This is a genomic window from Micromonospora lutea (assembly GCF_016863535.1).
Taxonomy (GTDB): Bacteria; Actinomycetota; Actinomycetes; order Mycobacteriales; family Micromonosporaceae; genus Micromonospora; species Micromonospora lutea.
Map to the genome: position 1 here is coordinate 373,139 of NZ_BOPB01000002.1, position 22,790 is coordinate 395,928.

General features: G+C 72.0%; 17 protein-coding genes. 12 read left to right on the plus strand and 5 right to left on the minus strand.

Annotation, left to right across the window (positions count from 1 at the left end; genetic code table 11):
* Positions 1-61: 61 nt before the first annotated feature.
* The 4 genes from gatC (at position 62) to Vlu01_RS03145 (ending at position 5,838) form a co-directional block, all read left to right on the plus strand.
* The gene (gatC, locus tag Vlu01_RS03130) at positions 62-367 is read left to right on the plus strand and encodes an Asp-tRNA(Asn)/Glu-tRNA(Gln) amidotransferase subunit GatC (RefSeq protein WP_203992906.1); all 306 of its coding nucleotides are present in this window, start codon (positions 62-64) and stop codon (positions 365-367) included.
* A complete protein-coding gene (gene gatA, locus Vlu01_RS03135; RefSeq protein ID WP_203992909.1) occupies positions 364-1,839 on the plus strand; it encodes an Asp-tRNA(Asn)/Glu-tRNA(Gln) amidotransferase subunit GatA in 1,476 nt (491 codons plus the stop codon). The genes gatC and gatA overlap by 4 nt, the downstream gene beginning before the upstream one ends.
* 13 nt (positions 1,840-1,852) lie before the next feature.
* Positions 1,853-3,346, plus strand: a complete 1,494-nt coding sequence (gene gatB, locus Vlu01_RS03140) for an Asp-tRNA(Asn)/Glu-tRNA(Gln) amidotransferase subunit GatB (protein ID WP_203992912.1) — start codon at positions 1,853-1,855, stop codon at positions 3,344-3,346.
* A 134-nt stretch (positions 3,347-3,480) separates the two neighbouring features.
* A complete protein-coding gene (locus Vlu01_RS03145) occupies positions 3,481-5,838 on the plus strand; it encodes a thiamine pyrophosphate-binding protein (protein WP_203993606.1) in 2,358 nt (785 codons plus the stop codon).
* A gap of 223 nt (positions 5,839-6,061) precedes the next feature.
* Here the strand turns inward: Vlu01_RS03145 and Vlu01_RS03150 are convergent, their stop codons facing one another.
* Positions 6,062-7,675 (minus strand): metallophosphoesterase family protein, encoded by a 1,614-nt coding sequence (locus Vlu01_RS03150; protein WP_203992915.1) that lies wholly within the window; start codon positions 7,673-7,675, stop codon positions 6,062-6,064.
* 66 nt (positions 7,676-7,741) lie between these two features.
* Complete coding sequence (locus tag Vlu01_RS03155) at positions 7,742-8,965, minus strand: PQQ-dependent sugar dehydrogenase (RefSeq protein WP_203992930.1); 1,224 nt, start codon at positions 8,963-8,965, stop codon at positions 7,742-7,744.
* A 38-nt stretch (positions 8,966-9,003) separates the two neighbouring features.
* On the opposite strand from Vlu01_RS03155, the gene Vlu01_RS03160 reads away from it, so the two are divergent.
* Positions 9,004-9,930: a 2-hydroxyacid dehydrogenase gene (locus Vlu01_RS03160; RefSeq protein ID WP_203992933.1), complete on the plus strand. Its 927-nt coding sequence runs from the start codon at positions 9,004-9,006 to the stop codon at positions 9,928-9,930.
* On the opposite strand, the gene Vlu01_RS03165 is transcribed toward Vlu01_RS03160, so the two are convergent.
* Positions 9,924-10,301, minus strand: a complete 378-nt coding sequence (locus tag Vlu01_RS03165; protein ID WP_203992936.1) for a PH domain-containing protein — start codon at positions 10,299-10,301, stop codon at positions 9,924-9,926. The two genes, Vlu01_RS03160 and Vlu01_RS03165, sit on opposite strands and share 7 nt — an antisense overlap.
* Positions 10,302-10,545: 244 nt before the next feature.
* Between Vlu01_RS03165 and Vlu01_RS03170 the strand changes: the two genes are divergently transcribed.
* Positions 10,546-12,837: a bifunctional diguanylate cyclase/phosphodiesterase gene (locus Vlu01_RS03170; RefSeq protein WP_239095658.1), complete on the plus strand. Its 2,292-nt coding sequence runs from the start codon at positions 10,546-10,548 to the stop codon at positions 12,835-12,837.
* Here the strand turns inward: Vlu01_RS03170 and Vlu01_RS03175 are convergent, their stop codons facing one another.
* Positions 12,838-13,878 carry a LacI family DNA-binding transcriptional regulator gene (locus Vlu01_RS03175; RefSeq protein ID WP_203992942.1) on the minus strand — a complete coding sequence of 347 codons (1,041 nt, stop codon included), beginning with the start codon at positions 13,876-13,878 and terminating at the stop codon, positions 12,838-12,840. It lies immediately after the preceding gene.
* A gap of 406 nt (positions 13,879-14,284) precedes the next feature.
* Between Vlu01_RS03175 and Vlu01_RS03180 the strand changes: the two genes are divergently transcribed.
* Genes Vlu01_RS03180 through Vlu01_RS03190 form a run of 3 tightly spaced genes read left to right on the plus strand, consistent with a single transcriptional unit; the run spans position 14,285 to position 18,778 of the window.
* On the plus strand, positions 14,285-16,711 hold the full coding sequence (locus Vlu01_RS03180) for a glycoside hydrolase family 2 protein (RefSeq protein ID WP_203993609.1): 2,427 nt from the start codon (positions 14,285-14,287) through the stop codon (positions 16,709-16,711).
* A gap of 55 nt (positions 16,712-16,766) precedes the next feature.
* Positions 16,767-17,237: a hypothetical protein gene (locus Vlu01_RS03185; RefSeq protein WP_203992946.1), complete on the plus strand. Its 471-nt coding sequence runs from the start codon at positions 16,767-16,769 to the stop codon at positions 17,235-17,237.
* The gene (locus Vlu01_RS03190) at positions 17,129-18,778 is read left to right on the plus strand and encodes a cellulase family glycosylhydrolase (RefSeq protein WP_203992949.1); all 1,650 of its coding nucleotides are present in this window, start codon (positions 17,129-17,131) and stop codon (positions 18,776-18,778) included. Before Vlu01_RS03185 ends, Vlu01_RS03190 begins: the two co-directional genes overlap by 109 nt.
* Positions 18,779-18,888: 110 nt before the next feature.
* On the opposite strand, the gene Vlu01_RS03195 is transcribed toward Vlu01_RS03190, so the two are convergent.
* Positions 18,889-19,341: a DUF2690 domain-containing protein gene (locus Vlu01_RS03195; RefSeq protein ID WP_203992953.1), complete on the minus strand. Its 453-nt coding sequence runs from the start codon at positions 19,339-19,341 to the stop codon at positions 18,889-18,891.
* A 136-nt stretch (positions 19,342-19,477) separates the two neighbouring features.
* On the opposite strand from Vlu01_RS03195, the gene Vlu01_RS03200 reads away from it, so the two are divergent.
* From Vlu01_RS03200 to Vlu01_RS03210, 3 genes are all read left to right on the plus strand, one after another.
* Positions 19,478-20,542 carry a helix-turn-helix domain-containing protein gene (locus Vlu01_RS03200; RefSeq protein WP_203992956.1) on the plus strand — a complete coding sequence of 355 codons (1,065 nt, stop codon included), beginning with the start codon at positions 19,478-19,480 and terminating at the stop codon, positions 20,540-20,542.
* Between the two features lie 143 nt (positions 20,543-20,685).
* Entirely contained in the window at positions 20,686-21,021 is a 336-nt protein-coding gene (locus Vlu01_RS03205) for an ArsR/SmtB family transcription factor (RefSeq protein WP_203992959.1), read from the plus strand.
* Entirely contained in the window at positions 21,018-22,736 is a 1,719-nt protein-coding gene (locus Vlu01_RS03210) for a SulP family inorganic anion transporter (RefSeq protein WP_203992962.1), read from the plus strand. Before Vlu01_RS03205 ends, Vlu01_RS03210 begins: the two co-directional genes overlap by 4 nt.
* Positions 22,737-22,790: the final 54 nt, after the last annotated feature.

Here is a 22,790-nt window from a genome sequence, read left to right on the forward strand (position 1 = left end):
CGTAACCGGCCGCGGTGGACGCAGGTCAGGCAGACGTAGCACAGCCACGAAGGGGGCACCGATGGCCGCCATCTCCCGCGAGGAGGTCGCGCACCTGGCGCGACTGTCGCGGCTCGCCGTGACGGAGGAGGAGCTGGGCACCTTCGCCGGTCAGCTCGATGTGATCCTCCAGGCGGTCGCGCAGGTGGGCGAGGTCGCCGCCGCGGACATTCCGCCGACCTCCCACTCGGTGCCGCTGACCAACGTGCTCCGCGAGGACGTCGTGACGCCGTGCCTGACACCCGAGGAAGCGTTGTCGGGTGCCCCCGACGCGGAGGAGCAGCGGTTCCGCGTACCGCGGATCCTGGACGAGGATGTGGCCTCATGACCGACGTCACCGCAATGACCGCGACGCAGATCGCGGGGCTCGTCGCCACCGGTGCGGCCTCCGCCGTCGAGGTCACCCAGGCCCACCTGGACCGGATCGCCGCCGTCGACGGCCGGATCAACGCCTTCCTGCATGTCGACACCGAAGGCGCGCTGGCCGCCGCCCGCGACATCGACGCCCGCCGGGCGGCCGGCGAGGAACTGGGCCCGCTGGCCGGTGTGCCGGTCGCGGTCAAGGACGTCCTCACCACCAAGGGCGTGCCGACCACCGTCGGGTCGAAGATCCTTGAGGGCTGGCATCCGCCGTACGACTCGACGATCGTGGAACGGCTGCGCGCCGCCGGCACGGTCATGCTCGGCAAGACCAACATGGACGAGTTCGCGATGGGCTCCTCCACGGAATACTCGGCGTACGGGCCGAGCCGTAACCCGTGGGACACCGACCGGATCCCGGGCGGCTCCGGTGGGGGGAGCGCGGCGGCCCTGGCCGCGTACGAGGCACCGCTGGCCATCGGTTCGGACACCGGCGGCTCGATCCGCCAGCCCGGCGCGGTCACCGGCACCGTCGGCGCGAAACCGACCTACGGCGGCACCTCCCGGTACGGCCTGGTGGCCTTCTCCTCCTCGCTCGACACTCCCGGCCCGTGCGCGCGTACCGTGCTCGACGCGGCGCTGCTGCACGCGGCGATCGGCGGGCACGACCCGCGTGACTCCACCTCCATCCCGGCGCCGGTGCCGGACGTGGTGGCCGCGGCGAAGCTCGGCGCTACCGGCGACCTGAGCGGGGTACGGCTCGGCATCGTCACCGAGTTCGGCGGCGAGGGCGCGGAGCCCGGCGTCACCGCCGCCTTCAACGAGGCCGTCGCCACGTTGACCAAACTCGGTGCGGAGATCGTCGAGGTCTCCTGCCCGCACTTCCGCTACGCGCTGCCGGCGTACTACCTGATCGCACCGAGCGAGTGCTCCTCCAACCTGGCCCGCTTCGACGGCGTGCGCTTCGGCCTGCGGGTCGGCGACGACGGCAACCGGTCGCTGGAGGAGGTCATGTCGCTGACCCGGGAGGTCGGTTTCGGCCCCGAGGTCAAGCGCCGCATCATGCTCGGCACGTACGCGCTCTCCTCCGGCTACTACGACGCCTACTACGGGCAGGCGCAGAAGGTGCGTACGCTGATCACCCGCGACTTCACCGCGGCGTTCGAACGGGTCGACGCGCTGATCTCGCCGACCACCCCGTTCGTCGCCTTCCCCCTCGGCGCGCGGACCTCCGATCCGTACCAGATGTACCTGGCCGACCTGTTCACCATCCCGACCAACCTGTACGGCGGGCCGGGCATTTCGGTGCCGTGCGGGCTCTCCGACGGGCTGCCGGTCGGACTTCAGGTGATGGCACCGACGCTGGCCGACGACCGGATGTACCGGGTCGCCGCCGCGTTGGAGAGCGCCGTCGGCACGTTCACCCCACCGGCACTGTGAGGCAGGAGCACCGATGACCACGACACTGCCCGCGTACGACGAGGTCGTCGCGCGCTACGAGCCGGTGATCGGCCTGGAGACCCACGTCGAACTGGGCACGAACACCAAGATGTTCTGCGGCTGCCCGACCGACTTCGGCGGCGAGCCGAACACCCGGGTCTGCCCGGTCTGCCTGGGGCTGCCCGGCTCGCTGCCGGTGGCCAACAAGGCGGCGATCGAGGCCACCATCCGGATCGGCCTCGCGTTGAACTGCTCCATCGCGACGTGGTGCCGGTTCGCCCGGAAGAACTACTTCTATCCGGACATGCCGAAGAACTTCCAGATCAGCCAGTACGACGAGCCGCTCTGCGTCGACGGCTACCTGGACGTCGAGGTCAACGGCGAGACGGTGCGGATCGGCATCGAGCGGGTGCACCTGGAGGAGGACACCGGTAAGACGCTGCACGTCGGCGGCGCCACCGGTCGGATCCACGGTGCGACCGAGTCGCTTGTCGACTACAACCGGGCCGGCATTCCGCTGGTGGAGATCGTCACCAAGCCGATCCCCGGCACCGGCGCGCTGGCGCCCGAGGTGGCTCGCGCGTACGTCACCGAGCTGCGTGACGTGCTCCGCTCCCTGGGCGTCTCCGACGTACGCATGGAGGAGGGCTCCCTGCGCTGCGACGTGAACACCTCGCTGAACCTGCCGGGCCAGGAGTGGGGTACGCGGACCGAGACCAAGAACGTCAACTCGCTGCGTTCGGTCGAGCGGGCGGTCCGCTCCGAGATGCTGCGCCAGGCCGCCGTCCTCGGCGCGGGTGGGCGGATCACCCAGGAGACCCGGCACTTCCACGAGGACACCGGGGACACCACCCCCGGCCGGTCCAAGGAGACCGCCACCGACTACCGGTACTTCCCCGAACCGGACCTGGTGCCCCTCGCGCCGGACCCGGCCTGGGTGCAGGAACTGAAGGCCGCCCTGCCGGAGCTGCCCCGGCTGCACCGCCGCCGGCTCCAGCAGGCGTGGGGTCTCTCCGACGCGGACATGCAGTCGGTGCTCAACGCCGGCGCGGTCGAGCTGATCGAGGCGACGGTGGCGGCCGGTGCGACACCGGCCGCGGCCCGCAAGTGGTGGCTCGGTGAGCTGTCCCGGCGGGCCAACGAGACGGGCGTGGAACTGGCCGACATCGGCGCCACCCCGACCCAGGTCGCCGAGCTTCAGGGCCTGGTCGACGCCGGGAAGCTCAACGACAAGCTGGCCCGTACCGTGCTGGAGGGCGTGGTCGCCGGTGAGGGTTCGCCGACCGAGATCATGACCAACCGCAAGCTGGAGGTCGTCTCCGACACGGGCGCGCTGACCGCGGCGGTCGATGAGGCGATCGCCGCCAACCCGGCCATCGCCGACAAGGTCCGCTCCGGCAAGGTCGCCGCCGCCGGCGCCCTGGTCGGCGCGGTCATGAAGACTACCCAGGGTCAGGCCGACGCCCAGACCGTCCGCGCCCTGATCCTGGAACGCCTCACCCCCTGACGTGCAAGGAAGGGCCCCTTCTTACCGCCTGGTGTAGAGGAAGGGGCCCTTACTAACATCCACCCGGCCACCCCCCGGTGGCCCGCACCACCCCTCGCGAGGGCGTCAACGGAGACGCCCGGATGGAGTTGATCGTGAACCAGCGCGACCTCGATGTCCTCGACGAGATCCAGCGGCGGGTGCTGTGGCTCGCCACGCGGATCGTGGACGCGGCCAACCACGATCGCGGCACCGGTGACGGGGTGAAGGTTGGCGGGCATCAGGCGTCCAGCGCCTCGCTGGTCACCGCGATGACCGCGCTGTGGTTTGCCCACCTGGACGCCGAGGACCGGGTCGCGGTGAAGCCGCACGCCTCCCCGGTCTTCCACGCCATCCAGTACCTGCTGGGCAATCTGGACCGGTCGTACCTGCCCCGGCTACGGGCGCGAGGTGGACTCCAGTCGTACCCGTCGCGGACGAAGGACCCGGACGAGGTGGACTTCTCCACCGGCTCGGTGGGGCTCGGCGCGGCCGCGCCGCTGTTCGCCGCGGTGACCCGCCGCTACGTCGACGCCCACTTCGGGGCCCGCCCGCACTCCCGGTTCATCGCCCTGATCGGTGACGCCGAGCTGGACGAGGGCAACATCTGGGAGGCCGTCGCCGACCCGGCCACCACCGGCCTCGGCAACGTGATGTGGGTGGTCGACTTCAACCGGCAGTCGCTCGACCGGGTCGTCCCCGGGGTGCGGATCGACCAGTGGCGCGGCCAGTTCGAGGCTGCCGGCTGGCACGTGGTCGAGGTGAAGTACGGCCGCCGGCTCGCCGAGGCGTACGACCGGCCGGGCGGGAGCGCGTTGCGCGACTGGATCGACGCGATGCCGAACGAGCAGTACCAGTCGCTGTTCGGGCTGACCGGCCCGACGCTGCGCAAGCAGTTCCTCGACGGTGCCCCCGAAGGCATCGCGGCGTTGCTGGCCGATGTTTCCGACGAGGACCTGGGCCCGCTCGTCACCGACCTGGGCGGGCACGACCTGGCGGCGCTGCTGGACGCGTACGCCCAGTGCGACGCGGTGACCGACCGCCCGAGCGTGGTGTTCGCGTACACCGTCAAGGGGTGGGGTTTGCCCATCGCCGGCAACCCGCGCAACCACTCGGCCCTGCTGACCAGCGAACAGGTCGACGCGTTGCGCGCCGCGCAGGGGTTGACCCGCGACACCGAGTGGGACCGTCTGGACCCGGCGTCGCCGGCCGGGATCCGGGCCGGGCAGCGTCGGGAGGCCCTGTCCCGCGCGCCCCGCGAGCGGGCGCTCGGGGTCACCGTCCCGCAGAGCACGGCGGTACGCGCCAACAAGCCGATCTCCACCCAGGAGGTCTTCGGTCGGGTGCTGGTCGACCTGGCCCGCGATCCGCAGGTCGGCCGGTACCTCGTCACCACCGCGCCGGACGTGGCCACCTCCACCAACCTGGCCGGGTTCATCAACAAGACCGGGGTGTTCGCCCCCACCGCCCAGCGCTCCTGGTCGGAGGACCGGATGCTGCGCTGGACGGAGAGCCCCGAGGGCCAGCACATCGAGCTGGGCATCTCCGAGATGAACCTGTTCCTGCTGCTCGGCCAGCTCGGCCTGGCCTGGGACCTGTCCGGGCAGCCGCTGCTGCCGGTCGGCACCGTCTACGACCCGTTCGTGCTGCGCGGTCTGGACGCCTTCCTCTACGGCACCTACTCCGGTTCCCGGTTCGTCGTCGCCGGCACCCCGTCCGGAATCACCCTCGCCCCGGAGGGCGGTGCCCACCAGTCGACCATCACCGCGAGCGTGGGCCTGGAACTGCCCGGGGTGACCTTCGTCGAACCCGCGTACGCGGCCAGCCTCGACTGGCTGCTCTGCGACGCCTTCGGGCACATCGCGGGCGCGGTACGGCCGACGCCGACGGCGGTGCCGGCCGAGGACGGGGCGTACTACTTCCGGCTCAGCACCCGGCCGATCGACCAGGCGCCGTTCGAGGCGGCTCGGGCCCGGCTCGGTGACGCGGTGCTGCGCCGGCAGGTGCTCGCCGGGGCGTACCGGCTGGTCGACGCCCACCAGGCGTACCCGCACCTGGCCGACGCGCCGACGGTGCAACTGGCCGCTTCCGGGGCGGTGCTGCCGGAGGTGCTGGCCGCCGCAGCCGAACTGGCCGACGAGGGTGTCGCCGCCCACGTCGTCGACGTGACCAGCCTGGACCGCCTCTACCGGGCCTGGCAGCGCACCCTGCGTCAGGGCGTACGCACAGCGACCGTGCCGAGCGTGCCCGGCGCGCTGCGGTCCGCCTTCGCCGACCGGGTGCCGGTGGTGTCCGTCCACGACGCCGCCTCGCACGCCATGGCCTGGCTCGGCTCGGCGGTCGGCGCACCCGCCGTGCCGCTCGGCGTCGACGAGTTCGGCCAGTCCGGCACCGTCTCCGACCTCTACGACCTGCACGACCTGCTCCCCGGCAGCATCGTCAACGCCGCCCTAGCCGCCCTAGCCCTCCGCTGACCCCCCGGCTCCCCTCCCACCCCACCCCTCGCCCCACCCCTCGCCCCACCCCTTGCCCCACCCCTCGCCCCACCCTTCGCCCCACCCTTCGCCCCACGCCCCGGTGATCGCCCCGGTGATCATGAGGTTATTGCCAGTGGAGAGCGCTCTCCGAAGCAACAACCTCATGATCATCGGGGCGAGGGGAGGAGGGGAGGAGGGGAGGGGGAGGGGACGGTGGGGGTTAGCGGGTTGGGGTGGGGGTTGGGGTGATGGGTGGGGAGGGGGATGGGGTTGGGGTTTGGAGGGGGGTGGGGGGTGGGGCGATGACGGTGCGTTCCAGGTTGACCTGGGCCTGGCCGGTGCCGCCGACGGTGATGTCGTCGTACGCCTGGAGTCGTTTCTCCTGGTCGAAGTAGAGCACCGTCATCGCCAGTGGAGTCGGCTCGTCACTCTCCAGCCCGCGCAGCCCGGCACCGCCGGTGGAGCCCTGCACCATCAGCGTGGTGGTCTGCTGGCCGGGCACCTCCGGCAGCGTGTTGACCCGCCGGTCGTGGGTGTGCCCAGCGAGCACCAGCGGACAGGTGCCCGACAGGGGGCCGGCGGCGGAGGGGTCGTGCACCAGCGCGATGTCGACCGGTCGGGGCGAGGTACGAATCGTGGCGGCGAGTTTCTCGCCATTGGTGATCAGCTCGTTGGCGGTGGGTTGGCTCAGCCCACCGCTGGCCGGCGAGGTGCTCTTGTCCGGAGTGAAACGGGGATCGCCAATTCCGGCGATGGTGAGCCCGGCGACCGTGGTCGTGGTGTTGTCGAGCACTATCGCGTTGGGCTGACGGGCCACCGCCGCCGCCGTACGGCCTGAGTCGTGGTTGCCCCGGACGTACACGTACGGCTTCTCCAGCAGACTGATCGACCCGACGTAGGAGGCCTCCGGCTCGCTGCCCCAGTCGGTGATGTCGCCGGTGTCGACCACCACGTCGATGCCGAACTGCTCCGTCACGGTCCGGATGAGTTGCCAGGCGCTCGGGTTGAGGTGCAGGTCGGAGATGTGCAGCACCCGGGTGGTGCCCGGCTCCGGCTCGTACACCGGCAGTGCCGACACTGTCGTGTAGAGCTGGGTGACGTTGCCGATGAGCCGCTGGAGCTGCTCGGCGTACCGGGTGTAGTCGTCGGCGATCTTGCGTACGTCACCGACGATCGCCGGGGCGTTCACCAGCAGCCCTTCGTACCGGGGCTCCTCGATCGCCTGGGGCCGGATGGTCGCCGCCGCGGTGCCCAGACTGCCGACCGTGATCAGCAGCGCCAGGCCGCCGGCCCAGGCGGCCCTGCGGGTGTCCCGGAACACCAGCAGCGCCAGCACCAGGGTGGCGAGCACGGCGGAAGCGATCGTGCGGAGCCCGAGCCGCAGCACCCCCTCCCGGACCTCGTCGACGGCGGACTGGGTGGCCCGGTTGAGGCTCGCCGGGTCGTCGAACAACGCCTCGACCCGGCTCTGGTCCAGCGCGCCCAACTGCACGGTCAGGTGGGTCGGCCCGCTGTGGCTCTCCAGCAGCAGCGAGCCCAGCGGCGGGATGTTGACGGTCGTACCGCCGGTGGTCGCGGGCGACACGGAGAGCCGGGCCTGGAACGGCCCGATGTCGGTGCTCACGTTCCCGCCCGCCATGACACCGGCGAGCACACCGATCAGCGCGACGACCAGGACGGCCCCGGCGACGGCCAGCCGACGCAGCCCGCGGTGCCGCACTTCGCCACCATCCGGTACGGCGGAGCGTCGCATCGATGGAAAGCGGCGGGCGCGACCAGTGGGGGTCTCCCCGTCCCGATCGCGGCGCGGCTCCTCGTTCTGCTGACCGTCCATGTTGAGATTCTGACCTGCCCGACGAAAGATCTTGGCAAACCTGGGATGACGGGTCGCGCGGCCGATTCAGCCGCGCCCGGCACCGCCACCGGCGAAGACGAGACGCAGCAACCGGTCGTCCTCGGGAGCGGGCTGGCCGCGCCCGTCGTGGTTGGAGGTGCTGACCCAGAGCGAGCCGTCCGGCGCGGCGGCGATCCCGCGCAGTCGCCCGTACCGCTCGGTCAGCAGGTCCTGCGGTTGGCCGAGGACCGTGCCGGTCTCGGTCAGCTCGACCAGCCAGAGCCGCTGACCGCGCAGGCACGCGGTGGCGAGCATCCGTTCCGTCGCGGCCAGGCCGGAGCAGGACGCCTCGTCGGTGGACCACTGCACGATCGGGTCGACGTACTTGTCGTCGTCGCCGCGCCCCTCGACCTCGGGCCAGCCGTAGTTCTTGCCCTTGGTGATCTGGTTGATCTCGTCCCAGGTGTTCTGGCCGAACTCGACGGCGTACATCCGTTCGCCGACCCAGGCCATGCCCTGCACGTTGCGGTGACCGAGGGACCAGACCGGGGAGTCCGGGAAGGGGTTTCCGGGAGCCGGCTTCCCCTCGGGCGTGATCCGCAGGATCTTGCCGCCGAGCTGCTTGACGTCCTGCGACTGGTCGGTCTTCCCGGCGTCGCCGGTGCTGGCGTAGAGCTGCCCGTCGGGTCCGAACGCCAGACCGCCACCGTTGTGGATGCCCGCCTTGGGGATGCCGGTGAGGATCGGGGTGGGCTCCTCACCGAGCCGCATCCGAGCCACCCGGTTGTCCCGCTCGGCGGTGTAGTAGACGAAGACCGTCCGGTTCTGGGCGAACTCCGGGGAGACCGCGATGCCCAGCAGTCCGCCCTCGCCCGAGGCGACCACGTCGCCGATGGTCTGCACCCCAGCGATCTTCAGACCGTCCGCGGTCGACTCCGGCCCGACCTGGACGATGCGACCACTGTCACGTTCGGTCACCAGTGCGCCGCCGTCGGGCAGGAAGGCGATCCCCCACGGGACCCGCAACCCCTGCGCCAGCACGGTGGCGACGATCTCCTTGTCGCCGTCGCCCGCGGTGACCGTCGGGCGGGGCAGGTTCGGTGGCTCGCCCGCCGGGTCGGGCTCCGGGTCACCGAGGCTGCAACCACTGGCGATGAGCAGCAGCGTCGCGCAGGACGCCACGAGGGCGGCACGGACCTGACGGGCGCGGAGGTACGAGGGGGCGCTCACCCGCCCCAGAGTAGCCCGCCCGGGCGGTCCCCGTGGAAGGCGAGGCGGGCCGACCCCCATCGGCTGGTCGGCCCGGGGCGACGCCTATCGTCGGCGAGGTGAAGGTATGGATCCCGCACGAGGTCGGCCACGCACTTCTCGGCGAGCTGCCGCCGGAGGTCACCGTCGAGACGATGGAGGACCCGGCGAAGCTGCCCTCGCCGGTGGCCGGCGTCCGGTTCTGGGTACCGCCCTTCCCGACCGTTGGGGACGCGGTGACGCTGCTGCACGAGCTGCCCGACCTGGCGGTGGTGCAGCTGCTCACCGCCGGCGCGGACGCCTGGGTGGGGCGGGTACCGGCCGATGTCACGCTCTGTGACGCCCGAGGGGTGCACGACCCGTCCACCGCCGAGTGGGTGGTCGCCGCGATCCTGTCCCAGTTGCGGGCCTTCCCGGTCATGGCGCGGGCGCAGGCCCGACGGCAGTGGGCGTACGACGAGGTGGCCCCGACCGACGAACTGGCTGGCAAACGGGTGCTGATCGTCGGTGCGGGTTCGATCGGCACCGCGTTGCGGGACCGACTGACGCCGTTCGAGGTGGAGTTCGTGCTGGTGGCCCGGACCGCTCGACCCGAGCAGGGCGTACACGGCGTCGACGAGCTGCCGCGACTGCTGCCGCAGGCCGATGTCGTGGTGCTGCTGGTGCCGCTGACCGAACAGACCCGTGGGCTGGTCGACGAGACGTTCCTCGCCGCGATGCGGGACGGCGCACTGCTGGTGAACGCCGCCCGGGGCCCGGTGGCCCGAACCGACGCCCTGGTCGCCGAGCTCGCCACCGGACGGATCTCCGCCGCGCTGGACGTGACCGATCCCGAGCCGCTACCCGTCGACCATCCGCTCTGGGAGATGCCGAACGTGCTGATCACTCCGCATGTGGCCGGCTCGGTGCGGGGGCTGCTGCCCAGGGCGTACCGCCTGGTCGGGGAGCAGATCCGACGGTTCGTGGCGGGCGAGCCGCCGCGCAACGTGGTGGTGGACGGCTACTGATCCGACTCGGCGGCGTCGTGCCCGGCTGCCGCCACCAGGCGGGGCAGGTCCGCACCGCGTACGGCGGGGAGCATGAACCACCGACCGTCGTCGAGTCGGGCCACCGCGCGACCGCGTGGATCCGCCGTCAGCTCCACCACCTGGTCCCAGGGGATGCGGAGTTCTCCGGCGAGCGCCCGGACGCGCAACCCCTGTACGTCGGCGTCGGTGCCGGCCCGCCAGGCCCAGACGGCCACCGCCAGCGGCACCGCCAGCACCGGCAGCAGATAGGTGCGGGCACTGGCCAGCGGGAGGGCGCCGATGGTGGCGACGATCGCCCCGACCAGGATGGCCTGGTTGTGCCGGAATCGTGCGGTGTCGGTGCGAGGCATGACCAGATGATCGCACCCGAGCCGGAACGGCCGGCGGTGGGCCGAGGTCACGAACGGCACGACCACCCGAGCGGGGCCCACCGGTACGCGTTCGCGCGCCGATCGGGACGCTCAGTTGTGGTGACCTGACTCACTGTCGATTCGCCGTCACTTAACGCCGGACCGCTCGTTCATCGATGGTGGGCGGTGGACCATGTCCACCGCCCGCGTACCGCCCCCGTGCCCCCTCACGAAGGCGACCGTCGTGCCCGTCGCGTCTGTGTTCCGTGCCGCACCGTCCCGTGTCACCGGCCACCGTCCGCTCCTGCCGGAGAGCTGCGTACTCGCGTTCACCGCCGTGCTGACCGCCCTCGGTGCGGCCGGTCCATTGCCAGCCCTCGCCGTGGTGGCGCTCACCGGCGCGGCCGCCTCCACACTGGCCGGGGCGCGGTTGTCCCGGCTGACCCTGATCCCCGACTCGACCACCGGCCCGCCCGTCGGACGGCTGGCCCGCCGTCGGGCGGCGCGTCCGCGCCGGGCCGCCGCCCTGCTGCACGCGGCGGTGGTGGCCGCCGGACTGACGGCTGCCGTGCTACCGCTGGCCTCCGCCGGATACCGACCGGCGGCCGCGGTGGCCGGGCTCGTCGGGACCGCGGCGCTGCTCGGCGGGGGCCTGCTCAGCCTGCCGCACCGATCCCGTCCGTCGGTCCGGGGTCGCCTGCATCGCCTACTCGACCAGGCCGCGCCGGGTGTCTGTCTGGTGCTCACCGCCTGGTTGCTGCTGCCGTACGCCGGGGTGACGGCCCCGGTGCGGCTGGCGGTGGCGGTGGCTCTGGGCCTGCTCGCCGTCGACGCGTTGGCCGTGCTGACGGGGCCGGACCGCCACAGCGGGAGCGCCCGCTGTCGTGGTGGCGCGATGCTGACCCTGCTCGCGCTGGTGCTGGTGGCCGCGCTGCCGGCCGGTCCCGCTGCCGGGCGTGCGGCGCTGCTGGCAGTACCGCCACTCGTGGCCGGTGTGCTGCTGGTCGCCGCCGGGGGCCGGCAGGTGGCCCAGGTCGCGCCGGCCCGGCAGGCCACGCTGCGCTGGCCGCGGGCGGTGCTGCCACCGGTCGCCGTGGTGTTCGCGGTGGTCCACCAGTTGCAGGCCGGCCTCCTACCCGACCGTACGGCGGTGCTGCTCGCGCTCGCCGCCGTCCCGCCGCTGGTGATGCGTGAGCTCGTCGGCGTCGCCTCGACGTCGACGGACGGGCCGACCGGCACCGACCCGGCAGCGACCGCCGTCGACCCCGTTCCGGAACCCTCGACGGCACCGGCGGTCATCGATCCGGGTGGCCCGACCGGTCGCGTCGCCCTGCTGCGGGCGTTGGCGTCCCGTCCCGAACCGGCCTGCGGTGCCCTGCTCGTGGTCGACCTGCATCTCACCGAGCTGCCCGGCCGGCTGGTGCGCGACGACGTGGCCGCCGAGGCCGTGCGCCGGGCCCGGGCCGTGGCAGCCGACGAGGACGAGGTCTTCGATCTGGCCGGAAGCGGACTCGCGGTGATCAGCGGATCCGGCCCGGTGCTGGCGTACGCGCTGGGTGCCCGGCTGCTCACCGCGCTGAGCCGGCCCTACGAGGTCTCCGGGGCGGTGCTGCGGTCGCGGCCCAGCGTCGGGTTGGCCGAGCTGGGCAGAGGGTGCCCGGAGGATCTGTTCCGCCAGGCGGACCTGGCCCGTCGGCGCGCGGCCCAGCTCGGCCGGGACCGGGTCGAGTGGTACGACGCCTACCTGGAAGAGCAACTGGTCCGTCGGCTGGACCTGGAGCGGGAGTTGCCCGGCGCGGTCGCCCGGGGCGAGTTGGATCTGGTCTACCAGCCGGTGCTCGGCCTGGCCGATCGGGCTCCGGTCGGTACGGAGGCGCTGCTGCGCTGGCGCAACCCGGTGTTGGGCACCGTGTTCCCGGCGGAGCTGCTCCCGGTGGCCGAGGATCTCGACATCGTGGGTGAGCTGGGGGTGTGGGTGCTGGACCGGGCCTGTCGCCAGTTGGCCGACTGGACGGTGGGCGGGCGACGGCTGTGGATGGCGGTCAACGTGACCATTCGGGAACTCACCTCACCGGACTTCGTACCCCGCACGGCGGCGGTGCTGGAGGCGTACGGGATCGGACCGGACCAGTTGGTCATCGAGGTCGCCGAGCCCAAGGTCGCCGCCGAACTGCCGACGGTGGTGGCCCGGCTGGCGGGGCTGCGCTCCATGGGCATCCGCACCGCCCTGGACGACTTCCGGGCCGAGCAGGCCTCCCTCACCCAGCTCCGGCGGCTGCCGATCGACCTGCTCAAGGTCGGGCCGGAAGTGGCCACGGTCGGTGGCGACCCGCACCGTCCCCTACTGGACGTGGTGGTCACGGTGGCCGAGCGGCTGGGCCTGGAGGTGGTGGCCGAGGAACTGGAGTCGGCTCACCAGGTTGATGCGGCGCATCGGGCGGGTTGCCGGTACGGCCAGGGGTTCGAGCTGGCCCGGCCGGCGACCGCGGAGCGGGTCGAGGCGTTCTTCGAGGAGTTTCCCTCGACGTCGCGCTGATCACCGGGATTGCTTAACCGCTTCATCAGGTGGCGGTGGGCCGGTGCTGCCGCGCGGGGTCAGGTGGGGGGTCTCGTCCTCCAGCCCGACTGTCGGGGCTCCCTCGATGAGCTGGAGCAACTGGCGCGCCGCGTGTGCCCCGTAGGCCGGGATGTCCCGGCCCAGCGCGGTCAGCGGCGGGTGCACCAGCCGACACAGCGGGGAATCGTCCCAGGCCACGATGGACAGGTCGGCGGGGACCACGAGTCCCATCTCCTGGGCGACCGACAGCCCGGCGATCGCCATCACGTCGTTGTCGTAGATCACCGCGGTGGGCCGGACCCGGGAGCTGAGCAGCCGCCGGGTGGCCCGTGCGCCTTCTTCGCCGGTGTAGTCGGAGGAGGCGGTCACCGCGTCGGCGAGGCCGAGACGCCGGCACACCTCGGTGAACGCCTGGGTGCGGATCGCGGTGTGCTGCAGCTCGGGCAGGCCACCGACCCTGGCGATCCGCCGATGACCGAGGGCGTAGAGGTATTCCACGGTCTCCACCAGTGCCGCCGCGTCGTTCGACCAGACACTGGGCAACCCGCCGGTGCCGGTCGGACCGCCGACCACCACGGCCGGCAGGCCCAACTCCTCCAGCACCGGCACCCGCCCATCGTCGGTCCGCAGGTCGCAGACCAGCACGCCGTCGACCCGTCGCTCACCCCACCATCGCCGGTAGACCGCGATCTCGGCGCTCTGGTCGGCCACCACCTGGAGGGTCAACGCGTACGACCGGGCGGACAGCTCCGCCTCGACGCCGCTGATCAACTCCATGAAGAAGGGTTCGATGCCGAGTGTGCGGGCCGGTCGGGCGAGGATCAGGCCGATGGCGCGGGCGGTCGCGCCGGACAGGGCACGAGCGGCGCTGCTCGGGTTGAACCCGATCTCGGCGGCGATGGCGAGAATGCGCTGCCGGGTCGCCTCGGAGACACCCGGCTGGCCGTTCAGCGCGTACGAGACCGCGCCCTTGGAGACCCCCGCCCGCCGGGCGACGTCCGCGATCGTGGGTCGCTTCACCGGGGTGTTCCTCCTGAACCAGTTCGTCCTGCCGGCCGCGTCGTTGGCGGGGCCAGCGTGGGACACGCTACCCGCCCAGCAGCCTGCGGACGTTATCGGGCGGGTCGACACCGGCCGGTTCCGAGCTTGTTCGGTTCAGCCTATGAGGGCCGGCTCCCTGATCGGGTGTCGGAGCTGGCGTCGACTCGTCGTTGACACACTGGAAGAGCCCCCGTACGGTGGCTGCACTTATCCGGTTCAGTCGATGTTCCTCGATTCTTGGAGGGTCTCCGATGGTCTCGGAGGATGGGTTCACGCCTCGTTGGCTGCGGGTCGTAGCCGTAGCTCTGGCGGTCGGCGCGGTGCAATCTTGAGCGATGCGCGGGGAAACCGCCCCGTCCGGCTGGCGCTGCACGACGGGTGGACCATGCGGGCGGTGCCCGACCAGCAGGTGCCACCCGAGGTCGACGGGGCGACGGTGCCGGCGACCGTGCCAGGCTGTGTGCACACCGACCTGCTGGCGGCGGGGCTGATCCCCGACCCGTACCTCGACGACAACGAGACCGCGCTGGCCTGGATCGGGCGCACCGACTGGGCGTACGAGACCACCTTCGACCGGCCGGCCGGCGAACACACCCGCCTCGACCTGGTCTGCGCCGGCCTGGACACGGTCGCCACGATCACGCTCAACGGCGTCGAGGTCGCCCGCACCGAGAACATGCACCGGGGTTACCGTTTCGACGTCACGGCCCTGCTCCGCGCCGAGGACAACAACCTGGCCGTACGCTTCGACTCCGCCTACCGGTACGCCGAGGCGCAGCGCGACCGGCTCGGCGACCGACCCAACGCGTACCCGGAGCCGTTCCAGTTCATCCGCAAGATGGCCTGCAACTTCGGCTGGGACTGGGGACCGACGCTGGTCACCGCCGGCATCTGGCAGGAGATCGCCCTGCACGGTTGGTCGGTCGCCCGACTGGCGGTGGTACGCCCCGCAGTCACCGTCGACGGCGACACCGGCCGGGTGCAGGTGCACGTCGACGTGGAACGGGCCGCCGATCGGCCACTCACCGTGCGGGCGCAGGTGGCGGGCGAGCACGCCGAGGTGACCCTCCCGGCGCGGCGATCCTCCGCGCTGCTGACCCTCACCGTCCACCGGCCGGAACTCTGGTGGCCCCGGGGCCACGGGGCTCCGCACCGCCACGAGCTGACGGTCACCCTGCACGACTCCGACGGCGGCACACTCGACGAATGGCACCGCCGGATCGGCTTCCGGTCGGTACGCCTGGACACCACCCCCGACGAGCACGGCGCCCCGTTCGCGTGGTACGTCAACGAGGTGCCGGTCTTCGTCCGGGGCGTCAACTGGATCCCCGACGACGTCTTCCCCAACCGGGTCACCCGTCAGCGTCTGGCCCACCGGTTCGACCAGGCCGAGGCCGCCAACATCAACCTGCTGCGGGTCTGGGGCGGTGGCCGGTACGAGTCGGCGGACTTCTACGACCTGGCCGACGAACGCGGTCTGCTGGTGCAGCAGGATTTCCTCTTCGCCTGCGCCGCGTACCCGGAGGAGGAGCCGTTCGCCACGGAGGTGGCTGCCGAGGCGAGCGAACAGGTGATCCGGCTCGCGCCCCACCCCTCACTGGTGCTGTGGACCGGCAACAACGAGAACATCTGGGGCTGGCACGACTGGGACTGGCAGGCACCGCTGGCCGGGCGCAGCTGGGGGCGGGGCTACTACCTGGAACTGCTGCCCCGCATCATCGCCACGTTGGACCCGACCCGACCGTACTGGCCGGGCAGCCCCTGGTCGGGCCGCGAGGAGATCCACCCCAATCACCCGGCCTACGGCACCACGCACATCTGGGACGTGTGGAACACCGACGACTACGTCACGTACCGGGAGTACCTGCCCCGGTTCGTCGCCGAGTTCGGTTACCAGGGACCACCCGCGTACGCGACGTTGCGCCGGGCCCTCTCCGACGAGCCGCTCACCCATGACTCGCCCGGCATGGCACACCACCAGAAGGCTGCCGACGGGGACCGGAAACTGCGCCGGGGCCTGGAGGCGCATCTGCCCGAGCCGCGCGACTTCGACGACTGGCACTGGCTGACCCAACTCAACCAGGCCCGGGCCATCGCGCTCGGGGTGGAACACTTCCGCTCCCACCGGGGCCGGTGCATGGGCGCCATCGTCTGGCAGCTCAACGACTGCTGGCCGGTCACCTCCTGGTCCGCCGTCGACGGCGACGGCCGCCGCAAACCCCTCTGGTACGCGCTGCGCCGCGTCTACGCCGACCGGCTGCTCACCGTGCAGCCCCGCGGCAGTGGGCTGGCCCTGGTCGCGGTCAACGACAGCGGGCAGCCGTGGCGGGCATCGGCCATCGCCTCTCGGCTGACCCTGACCGGTGAGCCGAAGGCGAAGTCCACGCTGGAGCTGGAGGTGCCCGCGTACTCGGCGGTGACCGTGGCGTTGCCGGACGAGCTGGCGCAGCCCGACGACGCCCGGAACGAACTGCTGGTCGCCGAGACCGGTGACCGGACCGATCGGGCGTGGTGGTTCTTCGCCGAGGACCGCGACCTGACGTGGCCGGCGGCAGCCTTCGACGCGACGGTGGAACCGACTGAGGGCGGTCAACGGGTGCGGGTCACCGCCCGCACCATCCTGCGCGACGTGACCCTGTACCCGGACCGGCTCGACCCGTCCGCCGAGGTCGACGCGGCGCTGGTCACCCTGCTCCCCGGCGAGTCGGCCACGTTCACCGTGCGGGCCGACGCCCCGCTGGACGCCGCCGCGCTGACGTCGCGCCCGGTGCTCCGCTGCGTCAACGACCTGCAAGGAAGGGCCCCCTTTTAACGCCTCAGGTAGAGGAAGGGCCCCTTCCTAACACCACCACCAGAAGGGGAAGCCGATGAGGAAGAGACTGGCCGGCGTACTGCTGGCCATGGCTGGCCTGCTGGCGACGGCGGGTGCCGGGCCGGCGGTGGCCGCAGCTCCGGTGACGGATGCCGCGCCCGAAGTGGTGACGGCGGCAGTCGGTGGCCGGGACCAGGGATTCGTGGTCCGCAGGGGCGACCGGTTGTTCGCCGACGGCAAGCCGTTCCGGTTCGCCGGGACGAACAACTACTACCTGATGTACAAGTCCCGGACGATGGTCGACGACGTCTTCGCCGACGCGAGGGCCGCCGGGTTCACCGTGCTGCGGCACTGGGGATTCCTCGACATCGGCACCCCGGGCGGCTCCGACTCGGTGCACGGCCCCGTCGACGGTGTGTGGTTCCAGCACTGGGAGCGAAGCCCGTCGTCAACGACGGTCCGGACGGCCTTGAGCGCCTCGACTACGTGCTGTACGCCGCCCGCCGGGCCGGTGTCCGAGTGGTGATCCCGTTGACCAACAACTGGCGCGACTTCGGCGGCATCGACCAGTACGTGCGGTGGCGCGGCGCCGAGCACCACGACGCCTTCTACACCGACCCGGTGATCCGCGGCTGGTACCGCGACTGGGTGTCGCACCTGCTCAACCGGGTCAACACGCTGACCGGGGTGGCGTACAAGGACGACCCGACCATCATGGCCTGGGAACTGGCCAACGAGCCGCGCTGCAAGGGCTCCGGGGTCTACCCACCGTCGCCGCAGTGCACCACCGACACCATCACCACCTGGGCCGACGAGATGAGCCGGCACATCAAGTCCGTCGACCGCCGGCACCTGGTCGGCGTCGGCGACGAGGGCTTCTTCTGTGACGGCCCCGACGCCGGGCACTGGACGGTCAACTGCGGCGAGGGCGTCGACTCGATCGCGTTGAGCCGACTGCCCGCGGTCGACGTGCTCGGCTACCACCTGTACCCGGATCACTGGGGCACCGACGCCGACTGGAGCGTGCGCTGGATCGAGCGGCACAACCGGGAGGCCAGGCGGATCGGCAAGCCGGCCGTGCTGGGCGAGTTCGGCTGGCACGACAAGGCCACCCGCAACCCGGTCTACCAGCGCTGGACCGACACGTTCATCCGCACCGGCGGCACCGGCCTGATGCACTGGATCCTCTCCGGTATCCAGGACGACGGCACCCTCTACCCGGACTACGACGGTTACACCGTCTACTGCCCGAGCCCGGTCTGCACCACCCTGAGCAACGCGGGGGAGACCATCCGGCGCGGCTTCCGGCCCCGCCCACCGGTCGCCGACCACGACACGTCGATCACCGAGGCCGGCACGCCGGTCACCCTCACCCCGACGAGCAACGACATCGCGTACGCGGCAACCGTCCGGCCGTCCACCATCGACCTGGATCCAGGCGTACGCGGACAGCAGCGCACGATCTCCGTCACCGGCGGCCGGTTCGCGCTGGGCCGCGACGGATCGGTCGTGTTCACCCCCGCCGAGGGGTTCCAGGGCCGGGCCGTCGCCTCGTACACCGTTGCGGACAGCGCCGGTCGGCGGTCGAACGTGGCCGAGCTGACCGTCACCGTCAAACCCGCGCCCGGTGCTCCGATCGTGCTGGCCTCGTGGGAGACCGGCGTGGAGGGCTGGGCGCCCGGCAACTGGCAGTCCGACGCCGGCACCCTGGCGCAGACCGATGCCTTCGCCACCGACGGCGCGTACGGGTTGCGGGTGACCGCGACCGGCGGCGGGTGGTTCGGGGTGAGCCTGCCCGAGCCGGTGGACCTGTCGACCAAGAGCGTGCTCCGCTATGACATGCGCACCTCGACGGGCACCTCCACCTCGATCGCGGTGCAGACCGGTGCCGGGTGGGCCTGGTGCCAGTCGGAGTTCGGCTGGGCCGGCGAGGGCACGAACAACACCGTGACGATCGACCTGATGACGCAGATGTCCTGCGACACCTCGGCCCTCGCCGACGTCCGCGGCATCCTGATCTGGTTCGGCCCCGGCGTCCACGACCTGGACCACCTCCGCGCCGAGTAGACCGCGCAGCGGGCTGTGGAGGTGACCGGGTCGGCGCGTGGTCCCCCGACGCGCCGGCCCGGTCACGCCTGCCGGTCCTGCTCGCACCGCAGGGCCGACATCGGCGGCTGTCAGGCGCAGACTTCCTTCTTGATCTTGTCGCCGGCGGGGGTGTCCACCCGGCCCACCGCACACACCACCATGTTCCAGCCGTAGAGCTGGTCGCTGTAGTACTGCTGACCGAAACCGCGGGTCTTGACCGTCTTGGTGGCTCCTCGGTACGCCCACACCCGGACCTCGTTCTGCGGGCTCACCCGGTTGCTGATCCGGCCCCAGTTCGTACGGCAGCTCGGGCTCCACCGCAACTCCAGCACCGCCACGACGACCCCGTTGTGCATGATGTCCGTGACATTCGCGTTCTGGGCGTCTGCGGAGCATCCGGTGCTGGCCGGATCGGTGCCGTCGCAGCTGGTGCCGCTGCACGTGGCGGCGTTTGCAGGGGTGGCGACCAGGAGGCTGCTGGCGACGAGGACGCCCGCAGCGGCGGTCGACATCAGACGTTGAAGGGCGCGGGGGATGGTCATGGTTCCTCCGATTGGTGGGCTGCCGAGGTCTGCAGGACCGGCCACTCATCTCTACCGTCCGTCGACCCTGATCTCTACGCTGTGTCGCGTCAGACAATGAATCCCGGTTCTGGTCAATCAATTCGAGGAGCGGCTCATGGCCCGGGCGGAACGTCCCCTGGACCCCACCGCTGATCCCCTCCAGGCGTTCGCGGTCGAGCTACGCAGGCTGCGCGACGCGGGTGGACGCCCCACCTATGAGGCGCTGGCCCGCAGGGCACACCGGTCGGCAAGTTCGTTGTCCGAGGCTGCGGGCGGGCGGAAGCTGCCAACCCTGGACACCACCCTGGCGTACGTCCGAGCGCTCGGCGGTGACGAGGCCGAGTGGACCGAACGGTGGCGGAGAACCGTCGCCGTGACGACCGCCGCGACGACTGCCGCCGCGACGGCGACGGCCGGGACAACTGCCGAGGCGACGACAGCGACGGCCGGGACAACTACCGCCGCGACGGCGACGGGCGGGGCGACGACGACCGCCGGCGCGGTGACGCCTGGCGCCATGGCGAGCCGACCGGTTGACGATGCTCCGGTGAGGGCGCATCGGGCCGATACCGGGCTGCCGGAGAGCGACGCGGGCGCACCGCAGCGACACGGCCGGCGTACGAAGGCCGCGCTGGCGCTGGCCGCCGTGATGGCGGCGGGGTTCGCGATCCTGCCCTGGCTGGCTGGGGGATTTCGCTCGGGTGACGGACCGACGGCGACGGCACCATCGGCGTCACCGACGGAGGGACCGGAACCCGCTGTGGGTGCCGGAGAGTTGCGTGACGGTGCCGATCCGAAGGACACCGGCTGCGCCACCGATCCTGCGGTGACCACCGTCGACAGTGCCGCCGTGCTGGTCGATGAGCGGGTGATCGGAATGGTCGAGCTACGCTACGCGCCATCCTGCGGAGCGAGTTGGCCGCGGTTCATGCCGGTGCCCGCAGCCGTGGAGGTGCCTCGGCCCGCCCGGATCCAGCTCACCGTGGTCGACGGCGACGACGCCGGCCGGAAGGCCGACTTCGCGATGGACTACGCCGGCATCTCCACCTTCGGCAACTTGCTGACCAGTACGCGTACCTGTGTCTGGGCCCAGGTGCAGCTCTCCGGCCGGGGCTGGGCCTCGCCCCTGGCCCGGACCGGATGCTGGCGGGGTGCCACCCAGGTGAGACCGATCCCCTGACCGCTCACCGGCGTCACTCCGGCGCTCGCGTGGTGCCGATCACTGACCCGAAAGGGTCTCGCTCCTAGTTGAAGAATTTCGCAAGTGCTAAACTCTTCAGTGTGTTGCCGGGGCGGTGGCACGTTGACGTGGAGGAGTGAGGCGTGTCCGTGCCGCTGTACCAGGCGAAGGCGGAGCTGTTCCGCACCCTCGGGCACCCGGTCCGGATCCGGGTGCTGGAGCTGCTCCAGGACGGCCCCAAGCCGGTGCGTGACCTGCTGGCCGCCATCGACGTCGAGGCGTCGAACCTCTCCCAGCAGCTCGCCGTGCTGCGCCGGGCCGGCATGGTCACCTCGTACCGGGACGGTGCCCTGGTGATGTACGCGCTCAGCACCCCCGACGTGGCCGACCTGCTGGCCGCCGGCCGGCGGATCCTCGGCGCGGTGCTCACCGACCGGGACGCCCTGCTCGACGAGTTGCGCGCCGGACCGGACCGATGACGGCCACCGACACCCGGCCGACCAGCCCGCCCCTCTCCGCCGCCTGGCGTCGGCTCCGTGACCTGCTACCGGGTCGCGCCGACTGGCAGGCGGTACGCCGTTCACCCCGCCGCGACCTGGTCGCCGGGCTCACCGTGGCCGTGGTCGCGCTGCCGCTGGCGCTCGCCTTCGGGGTCACCTCCGGGCTCGGTGCGGAGGCCGGGCTGATCACCGCCGTGGTCGCCGGTGCGGTCGCGGCCGTCTTCGGCGGCTCGAACCTCCAGGTCTCCGGCCCGACCGGCGCGATGACCGTGGTGCTGGTGCCGGTCGTCGCGCAGTTCGGGGCGGCCGGGGTGCTCATGGTCGGCGCGCTGGCCGGGCTGATCCTGATCGCCCTGGCGCTGGCCCGACTCGGCCGCTACGTCCGCTACCTGCCGGTGCCGGTGATCGAGGGCTTCACCGCCGGCATCGCCGTGGTCATCGCCCTGCAACAGGTGCCCGCCGCGCTCGGGGTCACCGACGCTCAGGGCGAGAAGGTGTGGGCGGTGGCGGCCGACGCGGTCGCCCGTTTCGTCGTACACCCCCGGCCGGCCGCCGTCGCGGTGGCCCTCGGCGTCGCGGCGGTGATGCTGCTCGGCGCCCGGTGGCGTCCCGGGCTGCCCTTCTCGCTGCTGGCGGTGGCCGCCGTCACGCTGTTCGCCGAGTTCGTGCCGGTCGACCTGGTCCGGATCGGCGCGCTGCCGCAGGGGCTGCCCGCGCCGTCGCTCGATTTCCTCGACCTCGGGGCGGTGGGGGTGCTGCTGCCCGCCGCGCTCGCGGTGGCGGCGCTGGCCGCGCTGGAGAGCCTGCTCTCGGCCACCGTCGCCGACGGGATGACCGTCGGCCAACGGCACGACCCGGACCGGGAACTCTTCGGTCAGGGCCTGGCCAACCTGGCCTCCCCGCTCTTCGGCGGCATCCCGGCCACCGCCGCCATCGCCCGTACCGCCGTCAACGTGCGGGCCGGAGCGACCTCGAAACTGGCGGCGCTGACCCACGCGGTGGCGCTGGCCGTCATCGTGCTGACCGCCGCCCCGCTGGTCGGCCGGATCCCGCTCGCCGCCCTGGCCGGCGTCCTGCTGGCCACCACCGTACGCATGGTCGAGGCGGCGTCGCTGCGGGCACTGGCCCGATCCACCCGGGGCGACGCGCTCGTGCTGGTGCTGACCTTCGCCGTCACCGTGATCTGGGACCTGGTCACCGCGGTGGCCGTCGGCGTCGCGGTGGCGATCGTCGTGGCGCTGCGCGCCATCGCCCGCAGCGCCAAACTCGAACAGGTGCCGCTCGACTCCAGCGAGCACACCGCCGAGGAGCAGGCCCTGCTGGCCGAGCACATCGTGGCCTACCGGCTCGACGGGCCGCTCTTCTTCGCCGCCGCGCACACCTTCCTGCTCCGGCTCTCCGACGTCGCCGATGTGCGGGTGGTCATCCTGCGGATGTCCCGGGTCTCCACCATCGACGCCACCGGTGCCCACGTCCTCGGCGACGCCATCCGCCGGCTCCAGGGACGCGGGATCACCGTGCTGCTCTCCGGCATCATGCCCGGCCACGACCAGGTGCTCGACGCCCTCGGCGTGGCCGACCAACTCCGTCGCGACGGGCTGATCTTCCCCGACACCCCGGCCGCCATCGCGTACGCCCGGGGCGTCGCGCTGCCCGCGACGGGCGATCGCATCGCGGCGGCCAACCGCTCCTGACCCGCCGCCGTGTGGACGGTGGTCATACAATGCGAGGCGATGTTGAACGTGTTC